This window comes from Caulobacter sp. GW821-FHT10E02 (genome assembly GCF_059415225.1).
The window spans coordinates 466,008-490,302 of the sequence record NZ_JBWKMV010000003.1 but is presented as its reverse complement, the minus strand read 5'-3'; the positions used below and the strand labels follow the sequence as shown (position 1 = coordinate 490,302).

At 67.3% G+C, this 24,295-nt stretch carries 26 protein-coding genes; 19 read left to right on the top strand and 7 right to left on the bottom strand.

What is annotated here, in order from left to right; translation table 11 throughout:
* The first annotated feature begins 33 nt into the window (after positions 1–33).
* The 3 genes from msrA (at position 34) to AC07NI_RS17420 (ending at position 3,660) form a co-directional block, all read left to right on the top strand.
* On the top strand, positions 34–624 hold the full coding sequence (gene msrA, locus AC07NI_RS17430) for a peptide-methionine (S)-S-oxide reductase MsrA (protein WP_494621365.1): 591 nt from the start codon (positions 34–36) through the stop codon (positions 622–624).
* Positions 625–700: 76 nt separating this feature from the next.
* The gene (locus AC07NI_RS17425) at positions 701–2,083 is read left to right on the top strand and encodes a DUF4139 domain-containing protein (RefSeq protein ID WP_494621363.1); all 1,383 of its coding nucleotides are present in this window, start codon (positions 701–703) and stop codon (positions 2,081–2,083) included.
* On the top strand, positions 2,080–3,660 hold the full coding sequence (locus AC07NI_RS17420) for a DUF4139 domain-containing protein (RefSeq protein WP_494621361.1): 1,581 nt from the start codon (positions 2,080–2,082) through the stop codon (positions 3,658–3,660). The genes AC07NI_RS17425 and AC07NI_RS17420 overlap by 4 nt, the downstream gene beginning before the upstream one ends.
* Here AC07NI_RS17420 and AC07NI_RS17415 read toward each other — a convergent pair.
* On the bottom strand, positions 3,657–4,418 hold the full coding sequence (locus AC07NI_RS17415; protein WP_494621359.1) for a DUF1134 domain-containing protein: 762 nt from the start codon (positions 4,416–4,418) through the stop codon (positions 3,657–3,659). The genes AC07NI_RS17420 and AC07NI_RS17415 overlap by 4 nt on opposite strands.
* Positions 4,419–4,580: 162 nt before the next feature.
* Between AC07NI_RS17415 and lepA the strand changes: the two genes are divergently transcribed.
* From lepA to AC07NI_RS17390, 5 genes are all read left to right on the top strand, one after another.
* Complete coding sequence (gene lepA / locus AC07NI_RS17410) at positions 4,581–6,389, top strand: translation elongation factor 4 (RefSeq protein ID WP_494621357.1); 1,809 nt, start codon at positions 4,581–4,583, stop codon at positions 6,387–6,389.
* Positions 6,390–6,493: 104 nt separating this feature from the next.
* The gene (locus AC07NI_RS17405; protein WP_494621355.1) at positions 6,494–7,054 is read left to right on the top strand and encodes a hypothetical protein; all 561 of its coding nucleotides are present in this window, start codon (positions 6,494–6,496) and stop codon (positions 7,052–7,054) included.
* A gap of 43 nt (positions 7,055–7,097) precedes the next feature.
* Positions 7,098–7,511, top strand: a complete 414-nt coding sequence (locus AC07NI_RS17400; protein ID WP_494621353.1) for a very short patch repair endonuclease — start codon at positions 7,098–7,100, stop codon at positions 7,509–7,511.
* Positions 7,508–8,671 carry a DNA cytosine methyltransferase gene (locus tag AC07NI_RS17395; protein ID WP_494621351.1) on the top strand — a complete coding sequence of 388 codons (1,164 nt, stop codon included), beginning with the start codon at positions 7,508–7,510 and terminating at the stop codon, positions 8,669–8,671. The genes AC07NI_RS17400 and AC07NI_RS17395 overlap by 4 nt, the downstream gene beginning before the upstream one ends.
* Positions 8,668–9,498 (top strand): Eco29kI family restriction endonuclease, encoded by an 831-nt coding sequence (locus tag AC07NI_RS17390; RefSeq protein WP_494621349.1) that lies wholly within the window; start codon positions 8,668–8,670, stop codon positions 9,496–9,498. The genes AC07NI_RS17395 and AC07NI_RS17390 overlap by 4 nt, the downstream gene beginning before the upstream one ends.
* 66 nt (positions 9,499–9,564) lie before the next feature.
* On the opposite strand, the gene AC07NI_RS17385 is transcribed toward AC07NI_RS17390, so the two are convergent.
* Positions 9,565–10,341, bottom strand: coding sequence for a protein NO VEIN domain-containing protein (locus tag AC07NI_RS17385; protein WP_494621347.1), 777 nt, complete (start codon positions 10,339–10,341; stop codon positions 9,565–9,567).
* 51 nt (positions 10,342–10,392) lie between these two features.
* Positions 10,393–10,962 (bottom strand): hypothetical protein, encoded by a 570-nt coding sequence (locus tag AC07NI_RS17380; RefSeq protein WP_494621345.1) that lies wholly within the window; start codon positions 10,960–10,962, stop codon positions 10,393–10,395.
* A gap of 63 nt (positions 10,963–11,025) precedes the next feature.
* Here AC07NI_RS17380 and AC07NI_RS17375 point away from each other — a divergent pair, with 63 nt between their 5' ends.
* Positions 11,026–11,202 (top strand): hypothetical protein, encoded by a 177-nt coding sequence (locus tag AC07NI_RS17375; protein WP_494622260.1) that lies wholly within the window; start codon positions 11,026–11,028, stop codon positions 11,200–11,202.
* Positions 11,199–11,819, top strand: coding sequence for a glutathione S-transferase family protein (locus tag AC07NI_RS17370; RefSeq protein ID WP_494621343.1), 621 nt, complete (start codon positions 11,199–11,201; stop codon positions 11,817–11,819). Before AC07NI_RS17375 ends, AC07NI_RS17370 begins: the two co-directional genes overlap by 4 nt.
* On the opposite strand, the gene AC07NI_RS17365 is transcribed toward AC07NI_RS17370, so the two are convergent.
* A complete protein-coding gene (locus AC07NI_RS17365) occupies positions 11,749–12,816 on the bottom strand; it encodes a M15 family metallopeptidase (protein WP_494622258.1) in 1,068 nt (355 codons plus the stop codon). The genes AC07NI_RS17370 and AC07NI_RS17365 overlap by 71 nt on opposite strands.
* An 81-nt stretch (positions 12,817–12,897) precedes the next feature.
* Between AC07NI_RS17365 and AC07NI_RS17360 the strand changes: the two genes are divergently transcribed.
* Entirely contained in the window at positions 12,898–13,977 is a 1,080-nt protein-coding gene (locus AC07NI_RS17360; protein WP_494621341.1) for a L,D-transpeptidase family protein, read from the top strand.
* A 140-nt stretch (positions 13,978–14,117) separates the two neighbouring features.
* Here AC07NI_RS17360 and AC07NI_RS17355 read toward each other — a convergent pair whose 3' ends face one another.
* Positions 14,118–14,867, bottom strand: coding sequence for a class I SAM-dependent methyltransferase (locus AC07NI_RS17355; RefSeq protein ID WP_494621339.1), 750 nt, complete (start codon positions 14,865–14,867; stop codon positions 14,118–14,120).
* A gap of 181 nt (positions 14,868–15,048) precedes the next feature.
* Between AC07NI_RS17355 and AC07NI_RS17350 the strand changes: the two genes are divergently transcribed.
* From AC07NI_RS17350 to AC07NI_RS17335, 4 genes are all read left to right on the top strand, one after another.
* Entirely contained in the window at positions 15,049–17,151 is a 2,103-nt protein-coding gene (locus AC07NI_RS17350) for an acylase (RefSeq protein ID WP_494621337.1), read from the top strand.
* A gap of 90 nt (positions 17,152–17,241) precedes the next feature.
* The gene (locus tag AC07NI_RS17345) at positions 17,242–17,901 is read left to right on the top strand and encodes a beta/gamma-crystallin (RefSeq protein ID WP_494621335.1); all 660 of its coding nucleotides are present in this window, start codon (positions 17,242–17,244) and stop codon (positions 17,899–17,901) included.
* Positions 17,902–17,913: 12 nt separating this feature from the next.
* The gene (locus AC07NI_RS17340; RefSeq protein ID WP_494621333.1) at positions 17,914–18,324 is read left to right on the top strand and encodes a beta/gamma crystallin-related protein; all 411 of its coding nucleotides are present in this window, start codon (positions 17,914–17,916) and stop codon (positions 18,322–18,324) included.
* A gap of 83 nt (positions 18,325–18,407) precedes the next feature.
* The gene (locus AC07NI_RS17335) at positions 18,408–18,545 is read left to right on the top strand and encodes an entericidin A/B family lipoprotein (RefSeq protein WP_492921080.1); all 138 of its coding nucleotides are present in this window, start codon (positions 18,408–18,410) and stop codon (positions 18,543–18,545) included.
* A 7-nt stretch (positions 18,546–18,552) separates the two neighbouring features.
* Here AC07NI_RS17335 and AC07NI_RS17330 read toward each other — a convergent pair whose 3' ends face one another.
* Positions 18,553–18,723 (bottom strand): hypothetical protein, encoded by a 171-nt coding sequence (locus tag AC07NI_RS17330; protein ID WP_494621331.1) that lies wholly within the window; start codon positions 18,721–18,723, stop codon positions 18,553–18,555.
* Between the two features lie 291 nt (positions 18,724–19,014).
* Between AC07NI_RS17330 and AC07NI_RS17325 the strand changes: the two genes are divergently transcribed.
* The 4 genes from AC07NI_RS17325 (at position 19,015) to AC07NI_RS17310 (ending at position 22,088) form a co-directional block, all read left to right on the top strand.
* Positions 19,015–19,410 (top strand): DUF983 domain-containing protein, encoded by a 396-nt coding sequence (locus tag AC07NI_RS17325; RefSeq protein ID WP_494621329.1) that lies wholly within the window; start codon positions 19,015–19,017, stop codon positions 19,408–19,410.
* A gap of 124 nt (positions 19,411–19,534) precedes the next feature.
* Entirely contained in the window at positions 19,535–19,690 is a 156-nt protein-coding gene (locus AC07NI_RS17320) for a DUF3309 family protein (RefSeq protein ID WP_099580360.1), read from the top strand.
* Between the two features lie 99 nt (positions 19,691–19,789).
* Positions 19,790–21,229: an MFS transporter gene (locus tag AC07NI_RS17315; RefSeq protein WP_494621327.1), complete on the top strand. Its 1,440-nt coding sequence runs from the start codon at positions 19,790–19,792 to the stop codon at positions 21,227–21,229.
* 100 nt (positions 21,230–21,329) lie between these two features.
* Positions 21,330–22,088 carry a DUF599 domain-containing protein gene (locus AC07NI_RS17310; RefSeq protein WP_494621325.1) on the top strand — a complete coding sequence of 253 codons (759 nt, stop codon included), beginning with the start codon at positions 21,330–21,332 and terminating at the stop codon, positions 22,086–22,088.
* A gap of 571 nt (positions 22,089–22,659) precedes the next feature.
* Here the strand turns inward: AC07NI_RS17310 and AC07NI_RS17305 are convergent.
* On the bottom strand, positions 22,660–24,195 hold the full coding sequence (locus tag AC07NI_RS17305) for a methyltransferase regulatory domain-containing protein (protein WP_494621323.1): 1,536 nt from the start codon (positions 24,193–24,195) through the stop codon (positions 22,660–22,662).
* Between the last annotated feature and the right edge of the window lie 100 nt (positions 24,196–24,295).

Sequence of the window (24,295 nt, the reverse complement as noted above, 5' to 3'; positions counted from 1 at the left end):
TCTAGGATCAAGTCCGCTTCTGGAGAGACCTCGATGCGCCGCCTGCTCGCCTTACTGGCCACCCTTTTCGCCCTCACCGGCGTCAGCGCGTCCGCCGCCGCGACGCTGAAGACCGAGACCGCCGTGTTCGCCGGCGGCTGCTTCTGGTGCATGGAGCACGACATGCAGGGCGTGCCGGGCGTCATCAAGGTCGAGAGCGGCTACACCGGCGGCCACGTCAAGAACCCGACCTATCGCGACGTCACCAGCGAACGCAGCGGCCACTACGAGTCGGTGCGCGTCACCTATGACCCGGCCAAGCTGGACTACGGCTTCCTGCTCTACCGCTACTGGAAGCTGGTCGACCCGACCGACGACGGCGGCCAGTTCTGCGACCGCGGCCCATCCTACCGCCCCGCCGTCTTCGTCACCCCCGCCCAGCGCCCGATCGCCGAGAAATCCCAGGCCGAAGCCGCGAAGCGCCTGAAGTCCGGGACGATGAAGGCCCAGATCCTGGACCTGCAGACCTTCTACCCGGCCGAGGAATACCACCGCGACTACGCCAAGCGGCACGCGCTGGACTACAACCTCTACCGCACGGGCTGCGGCCGTGACGCCCGCCTGAAGCAGGTGTGGGGCGGCTAAGTTTCAGCTCAACCTAGCCTAGACTCCGCCGTAATCCCGTGCTGTTTTACTTTTGTAAACACACGGGAGGACGTCCATGCACCGTCGCGCTCTGCTGGCTTCGGCCGGCCTGCTGCTGGTTCCTCTCGATGCGGCGCACGCCCAAGGGCGGGAAGTCTCCGTCACCATCTACAATTCCGACCTGGCGCTGGTCGAGGACAGCCGCCCGCTGGACCTGAAGACCGGCCGCCAGAAGCTGGAGTTCAAGGACGTCTCGGCCCAGATCCGCCCCGAGACGGTCAGCCTGTCGGCCCCGGGCGTCAGCATCCTGGAGCAGAACTTCGACTACGACCTGCTGACCCCCGACAAGTTGATGGAGAAGGCGGTCGGCCAGCAGGTGAAGATCGTCCGCACCAATCCCGGTGACGGCAAGGAGACCACCGAGGTCGCCACCGTCCTGGCCGCCAACGGCGGCGTGGTGCTGAAGATCGGCGACCGCATCGAGGTGCTGCGCGACGACGGCGTCCCCACCCGGGTGATCTTCGACAAGGTGCCCGAAACCCTGCGCGCCCGCCCGACCCTGTCGGTCAGCGTCGACGCCGCCAATGCCGGTCCCCGCCAGGCCAAGCTCAGCTACCTGACCTCGGGCCTGTCGTGGAAGACCGACTATGTCGCCCTGTTCGACGAGGCCAAGGGCGCGCTGGACCTGCAAGGCTGGATCACCCTGTCCAACACCTCGGGCACACCGTTCGAGAACGCCAAGACCCAACTGGTGGCCGGCGACGTCAACCAGCTGGCCCAGAACAACGGCTATCGCCCGGTCCGTCGCGGGACGGCGGGCGTCATCCGCGCCGGGACCGAGAGCGGCACGGGCGAGCGGGTCGCCGACTACTATGTCTATCCCCTGCCTGAGCGGACCACGATCGCCTCCAACCAGAACAAGCAGGTCGGTTTCCTGTCGGCCCAGGGCGTGGCGGCCAAGAAGGTCTACGAGGTTCGCGAAGGCTGGTTCTCCAGCCAGGCCGAGCCGGTCAAGGCCGTGGTCGCCATCCAGTTCAGCAACGCCAGGCTGGCGGGCCTGGGCAGCCAGCTGCCGGCAGGGGTCATGCGCGTCTACATGCGCGACATGGCCGGCGATCCCAAGTTCGTCGGCGAGAACGCCATCGGCCACACGCCGGCCGGCTCGGAGCTGTCGATCAAGACCGGCGAGGCCTTCGACGTCTCCAGCCAGCAGACCCTGGTCGCCGAGACGCGGGTCTCCAAGCGCATCACCCGCTACGAGATGAAGTACCTGCTGCGCAACGCCAAGGACGAGGCGGTGACCGTCGAACTGCGCCAGGGCGGCCTGTGGCGCGACGGCGTGGTCAAGGCCGAGAGCCTCAAGAGCCGCCGCATCGACGCCAGCACCCTGGGCTGGAGCGTGCCGGTGCCGGCCAATGGCGAGACCGTGCTGACCTTCACGGTCGAGACGGGGTGGTGATCGTGCGCGCCTTCGTGGGCGCGCTCGCTCTCGCCGCCGCGCTCCCCGCAACCGCCGCCACCATCGCCTCCTCCGCGCCCGAGAAGGTGGCGGTGACGCTCTATCGCGACGGCGTCGGACCGTTCCAGACGCTCAGTGACTGGCAGCGCGCCCAGGCGGCCGAGAAGGGCCTGATCCTTGTCACCGAGACCCGCGTGGTCGAGTTGCCCGCCGGCCGCCACACGATCCGCTTCGACGGCGTCGCCGAGGGCCTGATCCCGCAGAGCGCGGCGGTCGAGGGCCTGCCGGGCAAGGCGGTCGAGCGCAACTATGACTACGCCCTGCTCAGCCCCGGGACCCTGGTCGAGCGCGCGCTGGGCCAGCCGATCCAGGTGGTGCGCACCAACCGCAAGACCGGCCGCCAGCAGACGGTCGACGCCACCCTGCTGCAGGGTCCTCAGGGCCTGATGGTCCAGACCGCTGAAGGTGTCGAGGCCTTGGGCTGCTCGGGCGGTCCCGAGCGCCTGGTGCTGGCCTCGGTCCCCGAGGGCCTGACCGACAAGCCCAGCCTGTCGACCATCGTCGATGTCCCCTCGCCCACCCGCGTGAAGCTGACCCTGTCGTACCTGGCGCTGGGCGTGAACTGGCAGGCCGACTACGTCGCGCGCATCCATCCGGACGGCAAGCGGCTGGACCTGACCGGCTGGCTGACCCTGGTCAACAGCGGCGGCAGCCAGTTCGCCGACGCGAAGACCCAGGCCGTCGCCGGCAAGCTGTCCCGGACCTATGTCCGCGTCGACAAGGGCCGCGCCACGCCGATCCGCCGCGCCTGCTGGCCGATGGACACCACCCACTTCGTCAACCGGCCGACCGCGCCGGCCATCATTTCCGCCCTGCCGCCCCTTCCGATCCCGATGGTCGAAAGACGCGCCGAGTCGATGGCGTTCGCCGGCGCCCCCGCGCCGCCGCCACCGCCGCCTCCTCTGGCCGAGCAGTCGAACCTGGGCGACTACAAGCTCTACACCTTGCCCACGCCGGTCACCCTGAACCCGCGCCAGACCAAGCAAGTGGCCTTCCTCGACCAGAAGGGCGTCGCCTTCCAGCGGCTCTATGTGGTCACGGTCAATTCGTGGGACGGGAGCGGCGAGAGCTTCCGCGCTCCGGCCGTGACCCTGCGCCTGGAGAACAAGACCGCCAACGGCCTGGGCAAGCCCCTTCCCTCTGGCGCCCTGTCGGCCATGGAGACCGTCGACGGCCAACCGACCTTCGCCGGCGAACAGGCCGTGCGCGACGTCGCCGTCGGCGAGCCGCTGGACCTGGTCATCGGCCAGGCGATGGATGTTCTGGCCCGCCCGCGCCTGGTGGCCGAGCAGCGGCTGAACAAGCGGCGCGTGCGACGGACCTACGAGGTCGATCTCTCGAACGCCAAGACTATCCCCGTGACGATCGAGCTGCGCCAGAACCCGAACCTGCCGACCTTCCGCGTCAGTTCCGAGCCGCAGAAACACGACATCCGCCAAGGCATGGTCGCCTGGCGGATGACGCTGGATCCCAATCAGTCGCGGACGTTCAGCTACGCCATCGAATACGGCGGCTAGAGCGGCATCCAGCGGCGCTTGCGGCTATAGCCGAGGTAGCCGACGTTCGCGCCCAGGCGCAGGCCGACGCCGGCGCGGATCGGGGCCAGGATGATGTCGTCGGCCTTCTGGTAGTTCACGCCCAGACCGCCGATCAGATAGGCGCTGCCCTCCACGCCGGGGAAACGGCGGAAGATGGCGTCCGGATACTGCAGGTTATAGCACAGGGTGAAGACCCGGCTGGCGTTGCCGCCCCAGTCCCAGCCCACGGTCGGACCCTGCCAGAAGGTCTCCTGGGTCGGGCGGCCCTTCATGTAGAGCAGGCCCCGGCCGTAGCGCAGGCCGGCCACGAAGGCGCCCGAGCCCTCCTCGCCGGCGATGTAGCCGGTGGGCTGGCCCCTTTCCTTGAAGATCTTCTCGATCGCCGCGCCGGCGCTCTCGGCCGTCACGCCCAGGAAGTCGGACGTGGCGCGGATCATCTCGTCGGCCGAATAGGTCTGGGCCCGGCCGGTGTCGTAGGCCGGCGTATTGCCGTTCGAGCCCGGCGCGGGCCCAGGAAGCGAAGAAGGGGGCGGAGCCTGCGGCGACTGATACGAGTCCCGCGCGACCGGCTGCGGCGCCGAGGACGCGTAGGGGTCGGCCTGGGCGGGACGCGCCGGACCGATCGGCTCCGGCGGCGGCAGTTGTTCGCTATAGCGGCTTTGACGGGCCAGGGCCTCGGTCGTCATGGCGCTCAGGCCGACGGCGGCGCCCGAGACGATCAGCTTGCGACGGTCCATGTCAGCCCCTCCGGATCAGTTTCATTGCAACACTGTTGCAAGCCATTGAGACCGGTTTGCGGCTCCAAACTTAACGAGCGGTTAAGCATGCGCGACGCGTGGCCGCATGCAGGATGCGCTCACCCCCTCGCGAAGCGGGCCAAATGTGGTATGCGCACGCCCATGACTTCGACGCCTCTCGACAAGATCCGCAACTTCTCAATCGTCGCCCACATCGACCATGGGAAGAGCACCCTCTCCGACCGCCTGATCCAGGAGACCGGCGGCCTGACCGCGCGCGAGATGAGCGCCCAGGTTCTCGACAACATGGACATCGAGAAAGAGCGCGGCATCACCATCAAGGCGCAGACCGTGCGCCTGGAGTACAAGGCCGACGACGGCGAGACGTACATCCTGAACCTGATGGACACCCCCGGGCACGTCGACTTCGCCTACGAGGTCAGCCGCAGCCTGGCCGCGTGCGAAGGTTCGATCCTGGTCGTCGACGCCAGCCAGGGCGTGGAAGCCCAGACCCTGGCCAACGTCTATTCGGCCATCGACAACAACCACGAGATCGTCCCGGTCCTCAACAAGATCGACCTGCCCGCCGCCGAGCCCGAGCGCGTGCGCGCCCAGATCGAGGACCTGATCGGCCTGGACGCCAGCGACGCCGTCCTGGCCAGCGCCAAGTCCGGCCTCGGCATCCACGACGTGCTGGAAGCCATCGTCACCCGCCTGCCGCCGCCCAAGGGCGACGAGGCCGCCCCGCTGAAGGCCCTGCTGGTCGACGCCTGGTACGACGCGTATCTCGGCGTCGTCGTGCTGGTCCGCGTCATGGACGGCCGCCTGAAGGCCGGCATGAAGATCAAGATGATGCAGCACGGCTCGACCCACCTGGTCGACCGCGTCGGCGTCTTCAAGCCCAAGAACACCCCGGTCGAGAGCCTCGGCCCCGGCGAGATCGGCTTCTTCACCGCCCAGATCAAGGAAGTGGCCGACGCCGCCGTCGGGGACACCCTGACCGACGAGAAGCGTCCCACCGAAAAGGCCCTGCCGGGCTTCAAGGACGTCCAGCCCGTCGTGTTCTGCGGCCTCTTCCCGGTCGACGCCGCCGACTTCGAGGACCTGCGCGCCGCCGTCGGCCGCCTGCGCCTCAACGACGGCAGCTTCACCTACGAGATGGAAAGCAGCGCCGCCCTGGGCTTCGGCTTCCGCTGCGGCTTCCTTGGCCTGCTGCACCTGGAGATCATCCAGGAGCGCCTGTCCCGCGAGTTCGACCTCGACCTGATCGCGACCGCCCCTTCGGTGGTCTACAAGATCCACATGCGCGACGGCTCGGAGATCGAGCTGCACAACCCCGCCGACCTGCCCGACCCGATGCACATCGAGAGCATCAGCGAGCCCTGGATCAAAGCCACCATCTTCACCCCCGACGACTATCTCGGCGGCGTGATCAAGCTGTGCCAGGACCGTCGCGGCATGCAGCGCGAGCTGTCCTATGTCGGCAGCCGCGCCATGGTCGTCTACGACCTGCCGCTGAACGAGGTCGTGTTCGACTTCTACGACCGCCTGAAGTCGATCTCGAAGGGCTACGCCAGCTTCGACTACCAGGTCGAGGACTACCGCAAGGGCGACCTGGTGAAGATGTCGATCCTGGTCAACGCCGAGCCGGTCGACGCCCTCTCGATGCTGGTCCACCGCGACCGCGCCGAGAGCCGCGGCCGCGGCATGTGCGAGAAGATGAAGGACCTCATCCCGCAGCACATGTTCGTCATCCCGATCCAGGCGGCCATCGGCGGCAAGATCATCGCCCGCGAAACCGTCCGCGCCCTGCGCAAGGACGTGACCGCCAAGTGCTACGGCGGCGACGCCTCGCGTAAGCGCAAGCTGCTGGACAAGCAGAAGGCCGGCAAGAAGCGCATGCGCCAGTTCGGCAAGGTCGAGATCCCGCAGGAAGCCTTCATCGCGGCCCTGAAGATGGACGAGGATTGATCGTCCCACCCGCTCGCTTCGAAAGGCCCCGCCGGTTCCGCCGGCGGGGCTTTTTCTTGGCTGCGTTCAAGAAAGCGCACGATGGACGCGGTTGAGTGACGGCCATGACCATCGCCATCATCGACCATGACGAGATCGTCGAGCGCGAGCTGGCGCCGCTGCGCGGGACGATCGGCGCGGACTTCGACGGCTATCGCAACCACGTCTATCGGGTGCTGACCTACGCCATGCACTTCCTGGGCGGCGAGCTGAAGTGGCGCGAGACGGTCGCCTTCGCCCTGGCCTATCACGACGCCGGCCTCTGGACCGACAAGGCGCTGGCCTATCTCGGACCCTCCGAGGCCCAGGCCGAACAGGCCCGACAAGCCCGCGCGCCGCACCTGGACGGCTGCCTGGTCTGCAACCTCATCCACTGGCACCACAAGGTCACCGCCTTCCACGGCCCGGACGCCGAAGTCGTCAACGCCGTGCGCAAGGCCGACTGGATCGACGCCAGCGGCGGGCGCGTGACCAAGGGCCTGTCGCGCCGCGACATCGTGAAGGTAATGACCGCGATCCCGCCGCTAGGCTTCTACGAGACGCTGATGCGGCTGCCCGGCGAGCTGAACGGCGGGCGGACCTTGGGGGGCCTGGGCGTGATGGTCGCCCACGTCGTCAAGGCCTGACGAGCAGGTTGATCGGGCTCGCTTCGCCCGCCACATAGAACTCATGGACACCCTCTCCCCCGCCGAGCGCAGCGCCCGGATGGCCCGCGTCAAGGGCAAAGGGTCCAGCGCAGAGATGCTGGTCCGACGGCTCGCCCACCGGCTGGGTTATCGCTACCGCCTGCACGGTGCGAAGTTGCCCGGGCGGCCGGACCTCGTGTTCCCCGGCCGAAAGAAGGTGATCTTCGTCCACGGGTGTTTCTGGCACCGCCATCCCGATCCGGACTGCAAGCTGGCGCGGCTGCCCAAATCACGGCACGAGTTCTGGATACCGAAGCTGGAGGGGAATCGCGCGCGCGATCTTCGCAAGCTGGCGGAGCTTGAAGCCTTGGGCTGGAGCGTTCTGACCCTCTGGGAATGTGGGCTCAAGGACGAGGCTTTCCTTGAGAACGAAATTAGAACATTCTTGGACTCATGAAGTCGATCGAACTGTTCGCGGGCGCCGGGGGGCTGGGTATCGGCCTATGCCAGGCGGGGTTCAAACCGGCCAAGGTGGTCGAGTGGAACCGCTATTGCCGCGAGACCATCGCCGAGAACCGTCAAAGCCCGCTGTCGCCGATGGCCGGCTGGCCCGAGGTCGAGGGCGACGTGCGCCATGTCGACTTCACGGGCCTGGAAGGCAAGGTCGACCTGGTATCGGGCGGGCCGCCCTGCCAGCCCTTCTCGCTGGGCGGCAAGCACCGGGCGTACGACGATACGCGCGACATGTTTCCCCACGCGATCCGCGCCGTGCGCGAGACGCGACCGCGGGCCTTCGTGTTCGAGAACGTCAAGGGCCTGACCCGGGCCAGCTTCCGCAACTACTTCGAATATATCCGCCTGCAGTTGGAGCATCCGGAGGTCGTGGCCCGCCCGGACGAGGACTGGTCCGAGCACTTGGCGCGCCTGGAGGAACATCACCTGCGCGGCGCGCGCGATGGTCTGGCCTACCGCGTGGTGGCCCGCGTGCTCAACGCCGCCGACTATGGCGTGCCACAGAAGCGCGAGCGGGTGATCTTCGTGGGCTTCCGCGACGACCTGGACCTGGAATGGTCGTTCCCGGTCGCCACCCACTCGGCCGAGGCTTTGCTGTGGGCGCAACATCGCTCGGGCGACTATTGGGACGCGCACAAGGTCGCCAAGGCCGAGCGGCCGGACGCCACCGACGCGCCGGCGCGCGCCATGGCTTTGTGCGAAAAGCCAAGCGAGGTCGCCTGGCGGACGGTGCGCGACGCGACCGCCGACCTGCCCGATCCGGAACGGGATCCCAAGCGCGCGGCCGAGATCGCTTATCACCGCTTCCAGCCCGGCGCCCGCGCCTATCCCGGCCACACCGGCAGTCCGCTGGACGAGCCGGCCAAGACCCTGAAGGCCGGCGTCCATGGCGTTCCCGGCGGCGAGAACATGCTCGCTCGCCCCGACGGCACGGTGCGCTACTTCACGGTTCGCGAGAGCGCGCGCCTTCAGACCTTCCCCGACAGCTTCATCTTCCACGGGGCCTGGAGCGAGGTAATGCGCCAGCTCGGCAACGCCGTGCCGGTTCGTTTGGCCGAGGTGATTGGCAAGGACGTCGCGAGGAAGCTACGCTACGCGGCGTGAGCAAGACCAATTCCCTCGACGCCGAGATCGCCGCGCTGCGCGAGCGCGTAGCCGCCCTGACGACCATGGCCGATACCGCGCCCTTTTCGCCGGTCGCACGCCGCAAAGTCGACCATGAACTACGCGACGTCATCGAAACGCTGGAGGCGGCGCTGCGTCGACTGGACCCGATCGCGATGCCACGCTCGGTCTTCGACCCCAGCAACCCCAAAGTGATCGGACGGTTCACGGCCCTCGCCATGGTCGCGCAGGAGCGCGTGCCGCTGAGCACTATTGGCCAGTTCTACGGATCGGGCGTCTACGCGATCTACTATCGTGGAGCCTATCCGCTCTATGCCCCGCTCTCGGGGACAGAGACGCCGATCTATGTCGGCCAAGCAGCTCCTGGCCAGCAGGGAGCACATAGCGCTCGTGATCAAGGCCCACGGCTCGCGGCGCGCTTAAACGAGCACAGAAAGAATATCGGCAAGGCGGTCTCGACCTTGGACGTCGCCGACTTCGATGCTCGTTTTCTCGTGGTCCAATCAGGCTGGGAAACGGCGGCCGAGGACTATCTGATCCATCTCTTCAAACCGATCTGGAATAACGAGACGAACCTGCTCTACGGCCTGGGCAAACACGGCGACAGTGCCACGACGCGGGCCAACAAGCGCTCTCCCTGGGACACGCTGCATCCTGGTCGCGCTTGGGCGGCTCATTCGACGGAGGACGCGCGCTCCGCCGAGCAGATCGTCGCCGACGTCACCGCCCACTTCGGGCGGCACGTCCCCTATAGCGAGCGCGCGACATTGCTCGAGGATTTCTTCGCCGAGCTGAGGCAGAGCTAGCTCTCGCCGAAACGTCGAGCCAGCAATGCTCACCTTAGACTCGCCGCTCGGAGCGCCGCCGCGTCTCTACCCGAACGGCGGCTTCATCCGATAAAACCGCGCTTCGCCCAGCAGGTCGTACACGCGGCGGATGCGGAAGGCTTCGGGGCGGGTTTCGGAGAGGGCGAATTCGGTTTCGGTGAGGCCGAACGGCGAGACTTCGCCCGACAGGGTGGTCTTGACCACGATCAGGCGCGGGCTCTCATCCAGGCCAAAGCCGATGACGTCGCAGCCGTCCGGATCGCCATCGCGCGACGGGCGGATCTTGGCCGCCAGGTCCGGACGCCCTCGTTCGGACAGGCGGCGGGCTTCGAAGGCGATGATGCTGGCGACGCCCAGGCCCTTGAGGAAGCGGTCGTCGGCCTCGCGACTGCCCATGTCGAAACGCTGGATCACCCGGACCAGGCGCTCGTCCATCGGCATCGGCCGGGGCGGCGCGGCCTCGATCAGCGGCACGGCGGCCGGGGCGGTGAACAGCGAGGCGGGGCGGACGGCGGCGCTGAGCAGCGCGGGCTTGGCGGCCAGCTGCTCCTCGACGGCTTCCAGCAGGGCGGAGTCGTAGGACCAGCGCGGCGGCTGATCGCGCAGGATCGGCAGACCGATCAGCGACAGCACGGCCGAGATCTCGCCCTGCTTCCAGGTGATCGGCATGTCGGACTTGCCGGTGACGAACCGCACCGTGCGGTCGTGGGCGCTGCGATCGACCGGCTTGCCGGCGAGCGTCTTCTCCAGCTGGGCGACATAGTCACCCACCACCACGGCCAGGTCAGCCCCTGTCCACTCGCGCCCCGATTCCCCCGTCATCGGACGATGATGCGTCAGCCGGGGCGCGGACGCCACAAGCTAGGGTAAGCTCTACGGCAAGCTGGGCTGTTTCGCCGCGCCGGCGACCGCCATGGGTGCATCCTGCACCGGCATCTGGTCGGGCTGCAGCTTGGCGGCCTCCATGGCGCGGCGGACCGTGGTCACCGGATCGTTGGAGCCGACCTTGAAGGTCAGGGTCGCCGTGTGGGCCGGGTTCTCGCCGAGATTGGCGAAACCGCCGGTCCGCTCGGCGTTGAACGTCACGCCATAGGTCTTGTTGGCCAGCACCCGGCACAGCAGGACGAAGGTCTTCTGGTCGCCCAGCAGGCGCGGCGTCTTCACGCAGTCCATCGGCTCGGCGCCGGGCGCGGCGGCGTAGTTCCAGGCGGCGGGCGACATCTGCTGGTCGAAGGCGGCTTTGAGGATCAGCACGCCCGGGGCCACCGTCTGGTCCTGGGCCGGATAGGTCGAGACCAGGTTGGGCGGCAGGGTCGGCGGCAGGATCAGGATCGGCGCGACGGTGTTGGGCCCTTCCTGGGGAGGCTTGCCCTGGGCGTGGGCGACACCGCTCGCCAGCAGGGCGGCGACAACAAGGAGGGGAACCGAACGGCGCGACGACATCTTTCCAAAGTGACCTTCAAGCGCGGCCTTCTCAAGGCGTCTCTACAGGCCTACATCGCCTTCATGACCGATAAGATCGACACCCCGCCGGCGGATGAGACGCCGATGCAACGCGCCCTGCGCCTGAAGAAGGCCGCCCAGGGCAAGCACGGCCATGGCGCCAAGGCCTCGACCGGCAAGATCGAGCGCTCCAGCGTCGCCGCCCCGACCGGCAAGTCCCGACCCTGGATGACCCGGTGACGATCCCCAAGGTCCTCGGCCGCACCTCGTCCATCAACGTCCGCAAGGTCCTCTGGACCCTGGACGAGTTGGGCGTGGCTTATGAGCGCGAGGACTGGGGTCAGGGTTTCGCCCCCACCAGCGACCCGAAATTCGTCAAGCTCAACCCCAACGCCCTGGTGCCGGTGCTGATCGACGAGCACGGCCCGGTCTGGGAAAGTAACGCCATATGCCGCTACGTGGCGGCCGGCACGCCGCTGTTTCCGGACGACCGCCGCCAGCGGGCGCTGGTCGACCAGTGGATGGACTGGCAGTGCACCGAGCTGAACACCGCCTGGCGCTACGCCTTCGCCGGCCTGGTGCGCCAGACGCCGGGCTTCGACGACCCCAAGCAGATCGCCACCAGCGTCACGGCGTGGAACACGGCCATGGGCCTGCTCAGCGCGCGGCTGGTCGACACGGGTGCCTACGTCGCCGGCGACAAGTTCACCCTGGCCGACATCGTGCTGGGCCTGTCGGTCCATCGCTGGCTATTCAGCCCGATCGAGCGCGAGGACTGGCCTACCCTCACCGCCTATTACGAGCGTCTGCGGCAGCGGCCGGCTTTCCAGAAATGGGCTGACCCGCAGGTTCCGTGACGATCGGCTCCGAGCCTTCCTTGGGCAGGCTGGAGATCGGCACGCCGGGCAGCAGCGGCTCGCCCGTCCATTCCCAATGCCAGGGCTCGTAGGCGTAGTTGACGAAGCCGAAGCGCGGCGCGTTCACCACCATCCAGCGATAGAGCGGCGAGCGCGACATCACCAGGCGATTGGCGTCGGCCGAGCTGTCGGGTCCAAAACCCGGCGAGCTGTCGATGACCACGTCCATGGCCAGGCCCGTGCGGTGCGCCGAGCAGATGGTGCGCGTCAGGCCCTGGCAGTTGTTGTCCCGCGCGCAACGCTGGGCGTCGGCGTCCGGGGCGCGGAAGCCGGAGAAGATGGTCAGGGTCTCTGGCCTTGTCAGGACGCCCGCTTCCTTCGCCGCCGCGACCATCCGGTGGTAGCTCTCCAGCGCGCCGGGCCGCAGCAGGATCGTCTTGCCGCCGTAGCTTTCGCGGGCCTCGGCCTGAGCCAGATCGGCCAGCGCCGGCGCGCCGGGGCACATGCCGTCGCGGTTCACCCGCACGAACGGCCGGGCCAGGTGCCAGCCGGTCAGCATGGTCTGGAACGTCGCCTGCGAGAGCACGCCGCTCTGCTGCACGCCATGCGTCCCCTGCCAGCGCGCCAGGGCCGAGGCGAAGCCGTCGGTGTCGGGCGCGCAGGTGGTGCCGATCTCGGCGGCGATGCGGGGGGCGTAGATTTCCCAGCCGATCTCAAGCCTGCCGAACGGTTGCCAAGGCAGCGTGGCCAGGGTGAAGGCGTTGGCGGCGGCGGCGCCCAGCGGCGCGCCGGTCCCCTCGCACGCCTCGGGCGGACCGCCGACCAGCGGGGCCGACGGCGGATCGACCGAAGGGATGTGCTGAGGCGGCGCGGCGGCCAGCGTCCCGGGTGCGACCGGGATCTTAGGCTCCCCGCTGACGGGCCAGGTCACCCACAGCCAGAAGACGCCGATCGCCAACAGCAGGACGCCAAAGACCCAGAGCAGACCTCGCAACACTCTCAAGACAGCCCTCGCCTCCGGTGGAACTTCGCCATGGCTCAAGGCTTGAGACCAGGGAGTCGTTCCGCTGGAGCAAGCATGACCGTTCGTTTCGCCCTACTCGCCGTCCTGGCGCTGGCCGCTTGTGACGACAAGCCGCCGGCCAAACCCGTCCCCGCGAAAACGGTCCAGAAGTCCGCCCCCGCCCAGCCTCCGGTGGTCGCCGCGCCTCCGGCCGTGGCGGCAGGCTCGCCGCTGGCCCAGACGATCAACGCCGCCGCCTTCGATGCCACCGCGACCGATCCCGAGGCGCATCGCAACCTGCTGATCCGGGTGCAGACCCTGCTGGATCGCGCCCACTTCTCGCCCGGGGTCATCGACGGCCGCGACGGCACGAACCTGACCCTGGCCATCAAGGCCTTCCAGGCCTCGCGTAACCAGACGGCGGACGGCCAGATCACCCAGGCCCTGGTCGAGACCCTCACCGCCGGCGACAGCGGGCCGGTGCTGGTCGACTACACGATCACCGCGCAGGACGAGGCCGGCCCGTTCTCGCCACCGATCCCCAAGGACGACTACGAGGCGATGGCCAAGCTGCCGGCGCTGGACTACGTGACGCCGCTCGAGATGCTGGCCGAGCGCTTCCACATGGACGAGGCGCTGCTGCAGGCCCTGAACCCCGGCGTCGACTTTGGCGCGGCGGGGACGACGATCGTGGTGACGGCCGCCGGCGCCGACACCTTGGATCGCAAGGTCGACCGCATCGAGATCGACAAGGCGCTGGGCCAGGTCCGCGCCTTCGACAAGGACGGGACCGAGCTCGCCGTCTATCCGGCCACGGTCGGCAGCACCGAGCGCCCCGCCCCCTCCGGCGAGTGGGCCGTGCGGACGCTGGCGCCGAAGCCGACCTACACCTATGACCCGTCGCGCCTGACCTTCGGCAAGCCCAAGGCCAAGCTGACCATCAAGGCCGGGCCCAACAACCCGGTCGGCTCGACCTGGATCGACCTGACCAAGGACACCTACGGCATCCACGGCACCCCCGATCCCAAGCTGGTCAACAAGCGCGCCTCGCACGGCTGCGTGCGGCTGACCAACTGGGACGCGGCCGAGCTGGGCTCGGCCGTGAACAAGGGCGCCAAGGTGATCTTCATGGGCGCGGAGGCGCGTAGTTCGTAGGTCCTTCCCCGCACCAATTCTTGTCATCCCGGAAAGCGCGCAGCGCTTGTCCGGGACCCAGGGGGTGCGTGAACTCTGTGCCGGCCGCCCCTGGGTCCCGGACAGCCTCTACGAGGCTTCCGGGATGACAAAAGGTTGGATTACTTCGGCTTACGGAACTTCAGGATGAACTGATCGGTCTTCCCGCGGATGCTGGGATCGAACACGCTCACCGTATGCGTATCGGCCTTGTCGGCCAGCAGCGGGCTCTCGGCTTCCAGCTTGAAGCCGGCGGCCTCGACCTCGGTCTTCACCTGGGCGATGTCGATGCGGTGCAGAGCGTCCGGGGCCGTCGTCGCGCCGGCGAGAGCGGCGTGGTCGATGACCAGGAAGATACCGCCCGGCTTCAGCGACTTGAAGATCTCGGCATTGGCCTTGGCGGCGGTGTCGACCGGGAACGGCTTCAGGTGCTGGTCGTGGTAGTTCTGGACGGTGATCACAACGTCGGCGCCGTTCGGCAGGTCCAGCGCCGTCATCGGGCCGTTCAGCGGCTTGACGTTCGGCAGCGCCGCCGCGACCGTCTTCTGGTCCTCGCCATACTGCGCCTTGAACTTGATGAACTCGGCCGGCTGGAAGGCATAGACCGTCCCCTTGGGACCGACGGCGGCCGACAGGATGCGGGTGAAGTAGCCGCCGCCCATCACGTAGTCGATGACCGTTTCGCCCGGCTTCACGCCGGCCAGGGCCAGGACCTCGCCCGGATGGCGGGCGGCGTCACGGGCCGTGTCGGCGGCGGGCCGCGACGGGTCGGCCAGGGCCTTGGTGATGTTGGCGGGAACCTCGGCGAACGCCGCCCCACCGACGCTCAGGGCCAGAACGGCGAGTACCGAAACCAAGTGCTTGCGGGCCATGGGCGCGCCTCCCTCGTTGTTTAAGTCGAACCTAGCAGCGCAGTTAGGGATGGCGAACGACGTTATCGCGACCTTTCAGCCAGCTTTCGTCGAAACCGGCTCTAGGCACGACCAAGCCGGCCGGACATGATCAGCGGTAACAAACAAGATGGGCCTCATGGGCCTTATGGGGGAGGCTCGGATGAAGTGGATCCTGCGTGGGGTCGGCGCGCTGCTGGCGCTGGTGGTGCTGGCGGCCGTGACGCTGATCGTCATTGATCACGCCAGCCTGCCCAAGGCCCCTGCCCGCCAGGCCTTGCTCGACAAGGCCAAAGCCTATGACGTCCGTATCCGCCGCGATGACTGGGGCGTGCCGCACGTGCTGGGCAAGACCGACGCCGACGCCGCCTTCGGCCTGGGCTTCGCCCAGAGCGAGGACGACTTCGCCACCTTGCAGGACGTGGTGCTGGCCACGCGCGGCGTGCTGGCCCGCGACAAGGGCAAGGCCGCCGCGCCGACAGACTATGTCGCCGCCCTGCTCGACGTCTGGCCGACCACCGACGCCCACTACGACCAGCTGCCCGCCGACCTGCGCAAGGTCATGGAGGCCTATGCCGACGGGGTCAGCGTCTATGCCGCCAAGCATCCGGAGAAGGTCAAGCCGGGCCTGCTGCCGCTGACCGGCCACGACATCGAGGCCGGCTTCATCTTCAAGCAGCCGTTCTTCTACGGCCTGGACGGCGAGCTGAAGCACCTGACCTCGCCGGGCGCCCCGCCCCCGCCGGCCAAGGGCTCGAACGGCCTGGCCACCGCGCCCTCGCGCAGCGCCGACGGGGCCACGCGCCTGCTGGTCAATTCGCACCAGCCCTATACAGGCCCGGTCGCCTGGTACGAGGCGGTGGTCGAAAGCGGCCAGGGCTGGCACGTGGCCGGCGGCTTCTTCCCCGGCGCGCCGTTCATGCTGCACGGCCACAACGCCGACCTGGGCTGGGCCAACACGGTGTCCAAGCCCGACCTGGTGGACATCTACCGCCTGACCATCAACCCGGCGAACAAGAACCAGTACAAGCTGGACGGCCAGTGGAAGGACTTCGACAAGCGCTACGTCACCCTGCGCGTGAAGCTCGTCGGCCCCATCGTCCTGCCGGTGAAGAAGGCCGTGCTGCGCTCGGTGCACGGGCCGGTGCTGGAGACCGATCACGGCGTCTTCGCCATCCGCTACGCCGGCATGGGCGAGTGGCGCCAGCCGTTGCAGTACTGGCGGCTGAACAAGGCCAGGACCGTCGAGGAATGGCGCGCGGCCATCGCCACGAACGCCATCCCCAGCCTGAACTACATCTATGCCGACAAGGCCGGGAACATCGGCTTCGTGCACAACGGCCAGTACCCGAACCGCACCGTCCAGGCCGACTGGAAGGGCGTCCTGCCCGGCGACCGCTCGGACCTGGTCTGGCACGGCTATCGTCCCGTCGATCAGATCCCGCAGCTGTGGAATCCGAAGTCGGGCCTGGTGTTCAACTCCAACAACACACCCTTCCGCGCCAGCGAGGACGCCGACAATCTCAAGCCCGAGGCCTTCCCCGCCTCGATGGGCCTGCAGACCAACATGACCAACCGCGCCTGGCGGGCGCTGGAGACCTTCGGGACCGACCACGCGATCACCGACGCCAGCTTCCGGGCCCACAAGTTCGACATCACCTTCAGCGACCGCTCGTCGGTGATGGAGATGGTCCGTGAGGTCACGGCGATCGATCCCAAGGGCGACGCCGATCTGGCCAAGGCCCAGGCCATCCTGCGCGCCTGGGACAAGCGGGCCGACGTTCATAATCGCGGCGCGGCCCTGGCGGCGCTGATGACCCAGCCGATCCTGTTCGCCCGCTCCAACGGCGATCCGGCCCCGACGCCGATCGACAGCCTGAAGACGGCGATCACCCAGCTGAAGACCCACTTCGGCCGCTTGGATCCCGAGTGGGGCGAGGTCAACCGCATCCGGCGCGGGACCGTGAACCTGCCGATCGACGGCGCGGCAGACACCTATCGCTCGGTGTGGGGCAAGCCCGAGAAGGACGGCACCACCACGGCCGACGGCGGCGACACCTTCATCATGTTCGTCACCTGGGACAAAGCCGGCCAGCTCCACTCCGAGAGCATCCACCAGTTCGGCTCGGCGACCCTGGACGCCCAGTCGCCCCACTATGCCGACCAGACCCCGCTGTTCGTGGCCATGAAGACCAAGCCCGTGTGGTTCACCGAGGCGCAGCTGAAACCACACGTCAAGGTCGACTACCGCCCGATCGATCGTTAACTTTCAGAGCTAGACCGTTCAGGCGCCGTTCAGTTGGAGGACGGCTAGCTCGGCTTCTCACGACGAAGCCTTCTTTGGTGGGGAAACCAAATGCGAAAGACCCTTGGCCTGATGGCCTTTTCCGCTGTCGCCGCTCTGGCCGGCGCGGCCTCGGCCCAGGCGCCGAACTGGAACGGCGCTTATCAGGAGCCGCCGCGCGGCTCGTACCTGCAGTCGTGCCGTGAGATCACGACCTTCAACGGCGAGGTCCACGCCCGCTGCAAGACCAGCCGTGGCGGTTGGGCCTGGGTCAGCGCCTATCTGCGCGACTGCAACAGCCAGGGCATGGCCAATGGCGACGGCAAGCTGATCTGCCAGAGCCTGGCCGGCAACGGCAACGGCGGCTGGAACAACGGCAACTGGAACGGCGGCGGCGGTTGGAACAACGGCGGCGGCAACGGTGGCGGCGGCTGGAACAACGGTGGCGGCGGTCGTCCGGGTGGTGGTGGCGGCGGCCGTGACGGCGTCGTGCTGTTCGAGGACCCGCAATATCAAGGCCGCTCGTTCGAGGTGAACGGCGACATGCCCGACCTGGGCGCCGTGAAGTTCAACGACCGCGCCTCGTCGATCCAGATCGGTCGCACCGGCGGTCGCTGGGAAATCTGCGAGCACGCCAACTATCAAGGCCGCTGCAGCCGTCTGGACGCCGATCAGGCCGTCCTGCCCCGTGAATGGAACGACGCGATCAGCTCGATCCGTCGCGTCCGCTAGGAGGTCATCAGCATGCGCAAGACCGCTTTCCTGATCGCTTGCGGGGCCATTGCCCTGGTGGCCACCGGCGCCGTCGCCCAGGACCGCTACCAAGGCCGTGACGACCGCTATGATCGCCGAGACGACCGTCGCGACGATCGCCGTGATGACCGGCGCGGCGACCGCTGGGGTCCCGGCGGCGAGGTCGTGCTGTTCGAGCATGACGGTTATCGCGGCGAGGCCCGTCCGCTGCGCGGCGACACGCCGGACCTGACGCGCCTGGGCTTCAACGACCGCGTCTCGTCGATGCGCATCTCGCGCGGGTCGTGGGAGTTCTGCGAGCACGCCTACTATCAGGGCAAGTGCTGGCGCTACGACTACGATACGCCCAGCCTGCCCAAGAAGCAGAACGACCGCTTCAGCTCGGTCCGCCGGGTTCGCTAATCCTTAAGCCGCGCCGGGCTCTTGAAGCTCGGCGCGGCCCATGGCTAAGGTCCCGCCGCCTTTTTACTGGTGGAGTTCACCCCATGCGCAAGATCATCGTCCTCGCCGCCGCGGCGGCCGCCCTGCTGGTCTCGGCCTGCAACACCATCGAAGGCGCGGGCCGCGACGTCTCGTCGGCCGGCAAGGCCGTTGCCGGCGCCGCCCGCGACGCCAAGCACTAGCCCCTTCTTACGCGTCTTCCTCGCGCGAGGTCTCCGCGCCGATCGTCCGCTTCTCATGCGGGGCGACGGCGCTGTCCGGCGCGTGACGGACGGCGTGCTCGGCCTTGGAGGCGCCGGCGCCCTTGTGCGGCGGCGTTTCCGGGCCGGGATCGGGCTGAACAGGGCGTTCTGGCGTCATGGCGGGCCTCTTCTGCAATTCAGACGATCAACGCTGGCCTTCCGCAACTGTTCCAAAGACCTCCGATCAAGGATTCAAGGTCCCGGAACGCGGTTTTTGAAACAACGCCCATTAACCAGGTCCAGTCTTGCGACCTTCCTGGATATCGTTTGCATCGCCTATTCGAGCTCAATTCCAGAACACACTGCGTTCTACTGACCGCAAAAATCTACAAGACCTTATGACAGGCTCGGACATAACGTCGCCGTGCGTCAGCTGGTCGCCCTTTTCCAGTCCCACTCGAAAGCGCATATGAGCGGCATGTCAGAGTTCCAGCCCTCCGCTTCGCCCATGCTCGCCGGTCTCACCCGTGGTCTGAAGCACCGCTGCCCCAACTGCGGCGAAGGCCACCTGTACCGCAGCTACCTGAAGGTGGAGCCGGTCTGCGAAGCGTGCGGCCACGAGCTGGCCAGCTATCCGGCCGACGACGGCCCGGCCTATTTCACCATCCTGCTGGTCGGCCACTTCATCGTCGCGCCGCTGCTGTTCTTCCCGTGGATCTGGGAAGCCTCGCCCTGGATCGTCGCGCCCCTGACCCTGGTCTCGGTGGCCGCCCTCACCTTGCTCCTGCTGCCGCGCGTCAAGGGCATGGTGATCGGGGCGCTGTGGGCCATCCGCCAGCGCAAGGCCGAGGACACCCTCGCCTAGGGTTCGGATTCCGTCCGATTTACGGGAACCAAACTGCGCGGAACCGACAAGCGGCGCCGCGAATTCCGAAGTCCTGACCTAGCGTCGCCACGGTGGCCGACGCGGATTGGAGGGAACTTCGACCATGCTCGGCACGATCCTCATCATCATCCTGATCCTGGCCCTCATCGGCGCGCTGCCGACCTGGGGCCACAGCCGCTCGTGGGGCTATTTCCCCAGCGGCGGCCTGGGCCTGATCCTGATCATCCTCATCATCCTGGTGCTTCTGGGTCGAATTTAGTCGTCTTAAAGGGCCCGCGTCAGCCGTTCGGCTGACGCGGCGGTTGCCCTAGACCCACGTTCGCCTAATCTCCCCTCCCAAATGGGAGGGGACACCATCATGACGGCGACCGCCGAGCAGGCCAGCGTGCGTTTGTCGCCCGTGGCCCGCGCCAAGGCCATCCTGGGCGGCTCGGCCGGCAATCTGGTCGAGTGGTACGACTGGTTCGCCTACGCGGCCTTCACCCTCTATTTCGCCCCGGCCTTCTTCCCCAAGGGCGACCAGACCGTGCAGCTGCTGCAGGCGGCGGCGGTGTTCTTCCTGGGCTTCGTCGCGCGCCCGATCGGCGCCTGGCTGATGGGCATGTACGCCGACCACGCTGGCCGCCGCGCCGCCTTGTCGGCCTCGGTGGCTCTGATGTGCGGCGGCGCGCTGATCATCGCCGTCACCCCCGACTTCAAGACCATCGGCCTATGGGCCCCGGCCATCCTGCTGCTGGCCCGCGTGCTGCAAGGCCTGTCGGTCGGCGGCGAGTACGGCGCCAGCGCCACCTATATGAGCGAGATGGCCGGCAAGGCCCGGCGCGGCTTCTGGTCCAGCTTCCACTATGTGACCCTGATCGCCGGCCAGCTGATCGCCCTGGGCGTGCTGATCGTTCTGCAACGGACCCTGGGCGAAGCCGAGCTGAAGGCCTGGGGCTGGCGCGTGCCGTTCATCATCGGCGCGGTGCTGGCCGTGGTGGTGTTCTGGATCCGCCGAGGCCTGGAAGAGAGCATCGCCTTCAAGAAGCCCGCCCAGCGCGAGACCCTGTCGCGCGGCCAGGTGGGCAGCGCCGCCGTCCTCCTGGTGCTGACCGTGATCGCCGGCGTCATGGGCGTCACCACCGGTCCGCTGGCCAAGCCCGGCCAGTATCTGGGGGCGCTGTTCCTGGTGCTGTTCTTCGTGTCGCTGATCGTGCCGCTGGTGCGCCGCCACCCGCGCGAGAGCCTGCTGATCATGGGCCTGACGGCCGGCGGCTCGCTGACCTTCTATGTCTACACGACCTACATGCAGAAGTTCCTGGTCAACACGGCCGGCTTCAGCAAGGGCCAGGCCTCGGAGATCAGCGCGCTCAGCCTGATCGGCTTCATGCTGGCCCAGCCGCTGGCCGGCTGGCTGTCGGACAGGTTCGGCCGCAAGCCAATGCTGATCCTGGCCTTCGGCGGCGGGGCCCTGACCATCTGGCCGATCATGACCGGCATCAGCCACGCGACCTCGGTGACAAGCGCCCTGATGCTGATCCTGGCCGGCATGGCCTTCCAGTCCTGCTACACCTCGATCAGCGCCGTGGTGAAGGCCGAGATGTTCCCGGCCGAGGTCCGCGCCCTGGGCGTGGCCCTGCCCTACGCTCTGGCCAATGTGCTGTTCGGCGGCACCGCCGAGATGGTCGCTCTGGCCTTCAAGCACGAGAAGATGGAGAGCACCTTCTATCTCTATGTGGCGGCGGTGATGGCGGTCGGCCTCGTGTGCTCGGTCATCCTGAAGGACACCAGCAAGCACAGCCTGATCCACGAAGACTAAGCGCGGCAGCCGAAAGTGTGACGCGGTTTCGGCGCCCGCCGCGCGCCAAACAAAAATGATCAGCGTTTTCCGACTCTCCGTGTCCGTCTAGAGTTCCCCCATGTCGCCTGCCCAGCTCTTCGACCTCTTCGCCGTCACGGTCTTCGCGTTCTGCTGGCTGCTGTACGAGCCCATGCTCAAGCGCCTGGGCGAAGGCGGCGGCGTGCTGAACACCGACATGACCGTCATCCGCCGCCGATGGATGCAGGAGATGGCGGTGCGCGAGATCGCCCTGCTGGACGGCCAGCTGCTGGGCCACGCGATCAACTCGGCCAGCTTCTTCGCCTCGTCGAACCTGATCCTGATCGCCGCCGCGGCCGGGGTGCTCTTCGGCGGCGACAACGCCTGGAAGAGCGTCGAGGGCCTGGCCGTGCTGGCCAAGACCACGCCGGTGATGTTCCAGATCAAGCTCGGTTTGGTGCTGGTCGCCCTGGCCCGAGGCCTGCTCGACTTCATCTGGTCGATCCGCCAGATGAACTACTGCCTGGCCGCGATCGGCGCCGCGCCGATGTGGGCCCCGCCCGCCGTGCTGGCCGAATATGCCGAGGCCGCCGGCGGCATCCTTAACCCGGCCCTTTCGGCCTTCAACGCCGGCGTCCGCGCCTACTACTTCGCCCTGGCGGCCGCTGTCTGGCTGCTGGGCCCGATGCCGTTCCTGGCCGCCACCCTGGGGGCCATGACCCTGCTGCTCTGGCGTCAGCGCCGCAGCCGCGCCTCGATGGCCGTGCGCAAGGTCCGCCAGATCCTGGAGCGTCAGCCGGTCGTCCACGGCCCGCATCTGTACCGCCAAAGCGGCGCGCCGCCGGAAGACCGCATCTAGTCAGCTTGACTGGAGGAACGTCCGGCCCGGCTTGGCGTTTTTCGCCACGACGCCAAAAAACAGACCTCGGCCCGAAAAACAGACCCTGAATGCATAAGCCCCGCCGGAGAGTCGCTCTCCGACGGGGCTAATGGGAAGTCTTGTGGGTAGACCCGTTCTACATACCTTAACCGGCAATGCTTCGCAACCGTATTGCTACGAGAATCCGACATTTCGCTGTGATTTCGGGTTGCAACTTCCGCTATTGCAGAGCTTCGCCCAGATTCCCGCGGCCTAGCGCGCAATATCGAAGGCAACGCCCGACGCCGAGACAAAGGCGCCGCGCGATCTTCAATTCACAGAGTTCTCCGAAGAAGGATTGCCTACCCCAGCTCTAGTCCAGCGCGGAGCCTTAAACATTGCCTGTTCGACCGCACGTCCTGGAAGCGATCAAACTATATTTCCCAAATGCCGATTACGCGCAAATGGGCCTGTAGATTTGACGATCACTCTCCGGAGAGGCGAGGCGCTGCGTGACCTCTGGCGATAAAGCTGGCGCGGATCGCGCCAGCTATCGTCAAAAGTGTTCGAACTAGATGCCCAGCGCCGTCCAGATCGGCAGGGTCTTCTCGCCCCACGCTTCCGCCTGGGACGTCAGCTCCGTCAGGTTGTCATCGCCCTGGAGGGCGACGCCGTCCTTGAGGATGTTCTGGCCCTGCCCCTTGAGCACCGACCAGGCGAACCCGGCCCAGTCCGCAGCCGTCTTGCCGCCCGTCTGCTTGCTGAGCCAGAAGAGCTGGCTGAAGCGCGGCGCGGTGACGCCGCCGCCCGTGACCGGCGAGGCGAAGTAGGCGATGTCGCCCACCGACAGCGAGCGACGCGAGATCGCCTTGTTCAGCGCCAGGCAGCGCGCCTTGGCCTTGCTGTAGTCCTGACCGGGCGCCGCCGCCTGCACGACACCCAGGCCCAGCAGGATGTTCAAGGCCGAGTTCAGCTGAACGAACGGCACGCCCTTGCTGGCGAGATGGGTCTCCAACTCGAGGATCGTATGCGGCTTGTAGTCCAGCAGCAGCTCGTAGATCGGCTGGTAGATGTTATCGAGCAGGCCGGCCTCGCCCAGAACGCCACGCACCGTCTTGGGGAGATCGGCCTTGGCGGTCGTCAGGACGATGCGCTCTTCGCGCAGCGCCGCCACCTGCTCGTGACCGACCAGGGCGCGTACGCCGCGGATCCAGTAGTCGCGCCGGAACTGCTGGTTCACGCAGTAGTCGCGCACCGTTTCGCGCAAGGAGACGTCCGGAACGCTGCGCATGAACTCCGTCTGAGCCGGCGTCATGTTCAGTTCGTACAGATTGTCGAGCGTATGGGCCGAGCTGGCGAAGCCGACCTTGGCGTCGGTGAGCCAGTTCTCGATGTCGGCGAAGTACATCGGGTGCCAATCCCGGTTCATGTACTCGTGCGCCAGATACTGCCGGTCCTGGCCCTTGATCTGCTTCAGACGCTCGACGGCGCCGGGATTGGCCTTGGCGTAGATGGGCTCCAGCGCCAGGAACTGGTCGATGAAGCCCAGCGCCGCGTCGGTCTGACCGATGATCCCCTGGCCCGGAGCGCCCATCACGTCGGCATGGCGCTTCATCAGGTGGCGCAGCGGCGCGGAGGCCGACCAGCCCGGGAGGGTGTTGTAGGAAATGTAGAGCACGCCGCCCGGCCGCAGCTTGCGGCGGATGAAGTCGACCAGAATCCCGCGATTGCTGTCCGAGATCCAGGTCCAGATCCCGTGCAGGCCGATGAAGTCGAAATCCGGCAGGTCCTGGCGGCTGCAGAACTCCGAGAAGGCTTCGTCATACAGCTTGGCCTCGGCGCCCGAGAGGCGAACCATCTCGGAAGCAAAGGCCGCTTGTGAGGGGTTGAAATCGGTGCCGTACCAATTGATGCCCGGCTGGGCGGCGGCGTGGATCGAGACCGACAGCCCTTGGCCGAAGCCCAGCTCGCACGCGTTTTCGATCTTCGGCGCGTGGCGACCGACCATCAGCAACGGAAGGCGGCAACGCAGCGGGTTCAGTTCGCTGTAGTAGCCGAAGGTGTAGTTCACGTCCGTGACGTAGCCGGCATTCCACTCAGTCGACACAAGTCCCCCGCACTGCTGTTGGATGGTTCAATTAAATGCTGATTTTGACGCCCTGGCCGCTAGTCGCGGCCTTCCCCGTGGTCCACGAACGCCGGAACTC

Bases quoted from the DNA above. Each gene is read 5' to 3' on its own strand.
- msrA (WP_494621365.1), top strand. From the start codon at position 34: ATGCGCCGCCTGCTCGCCTTACTGGCCACCCTTTTCGCCCTCACCGGC.
- AC07NI_RS17425 (WP_494621363.1), top strand. From the start codon at position 701: ATGCACCGTCGCGCTCTGCTGGCTTCGGCCGGCCTGCTGCTGGTTCCT.
- AC07NI_RS17415 (WP_494621359.1), bottom strand. From the start codon at position 4,418: ATGGACCGTCGCAAGCTGATCGTCTCGGGCGCCGCCGTCGGCCTGAGC.
- lepA (WP_494621357.1), top strand. From the start codon at position 4,581: ATGACTTCGACGCCTCTCGACAAGATCCGCAACTTCTCAATCGTCGCC.
- AC07NI_RS17405 (WP_494621355.1), top strand. From the start codon at position 6,494: ATGACCATCGCCATCATCGACCATGACGAGATCGTCGAGCGCGAGCTG.
- AC07NI_RS17400 (WP_494621353.1), top strand. From the start codon at position 7,098: ATGGACACCCTCTCCCCCGCCGAGCGCAGCGCCCGGATGGCCCGCGTC.
- AC07NI_RS17395 (WP_494621351.1), top strand. From the start codon at position 7,508: ATGAAGTCGATCGAACTGTTCGCGGGCGCCGGGGGGCTGGGTATCGGC.
- AC07NI_RS17385 (WP_494621347.1), bottom strand. From the start codon at position 10,341: ATGACGGGGGAATCGGGGCGCGAGTGGACAGGGGCTGACCTGGCCGTG.
- AC07NI_RS17380 (WP_494621345.1), bottom strand. From the start codon at position 10,962: ATGTCGTCGCGCCGTTCGGTTCCCCTCCTTGTTGTCGCCGCCCTGCTG.
- AC07NI_RS17375 (WP_494622260.1), top strand. From the start codon at position 11,026: ATGACCGATAAGATCGACACCCCGCCGGCGGATGAGACGCCGATGCAA.
- AC07NI_RS17360 (WP_494621341.1), top strand. From the start codon at position 12,898: ATGACCGTTCGTTTCGCCCTACTCGCCGTCCTGGCGCTGGCCGCTTGT.
- AC07NI_RS17355 (WP_494621339.1), bottom strand. From the start codon at position 14,867: ATGGCCCGCAAGCACTTGGTTTCGGTACTCGCCGTTCTGGCCCTGAGC.
- AC07NI_RS17350 (WP_494621337.1), top strand. From the start codon at position 15,049: ATGAAGTGGATCCTGCGTGGGGTCGGCGCGCTGCTGGCGCTGGTGGTG.
- AC07NI_RS17345 (WP_494621335.1), top strand. From the start codon at position 17,242: ATGCGAAAGACCCTTGGCCTGATGGCCTTTTCCGCTGTCGCCGCTCTG.
- AC07NI_RS17340 (WP_494621333.1), top strand. From the start codon at position 17,914: ATGCGCAAGACCGCTTTCCTGATCGCTTGCGGGGCCATTGCCCTGGTG.
- AC07NI_RS17335 (WP_492921080.1), top strand. From the start codon at position 18,408: ATGCGCAAGATCATCGTCCTCGCCGCCGCGGCGGCCGCCCTGCTGGTC.
- AC07NI_RS17330 (WP_494621331.1), bottom strand. From the start codon at position 18,723: ATGACGCCAGAACGCCCTGTTCAGCCCGATCCCGGCCCGGAAACGCCG.
- AC07NI_RS17325 (WP_494621329.1), top strand. From the start codon at position 19,015: ATGAGCGGCATGTCAGAGTTCCAGCCCTCCGCTTCGCCCATGCTCGCC.
- AC07NI_RS17320 (WP_099580360.1), top strand. From the start codon at position 19,535: ATGCTCGGCACGATCCTCATCATCATCCTGATCCTGGCCCTCATCGGC.
- AC07NI_RS17315 (WP_494621327.1), top strand. From the start codon at position 19,790: ATGACGGCGACCGCCGAGCAGGCCAGCGTGCGTTTGTCGCCCGTGGCC.
- AC07NI_RS17310 (WP_494621325.1), top strand. From the start codon at position 21,330: ATGTCGCCTGCCCAGCTCTTCGACCTCTTCGCCGTCACGGTCTTCGCG.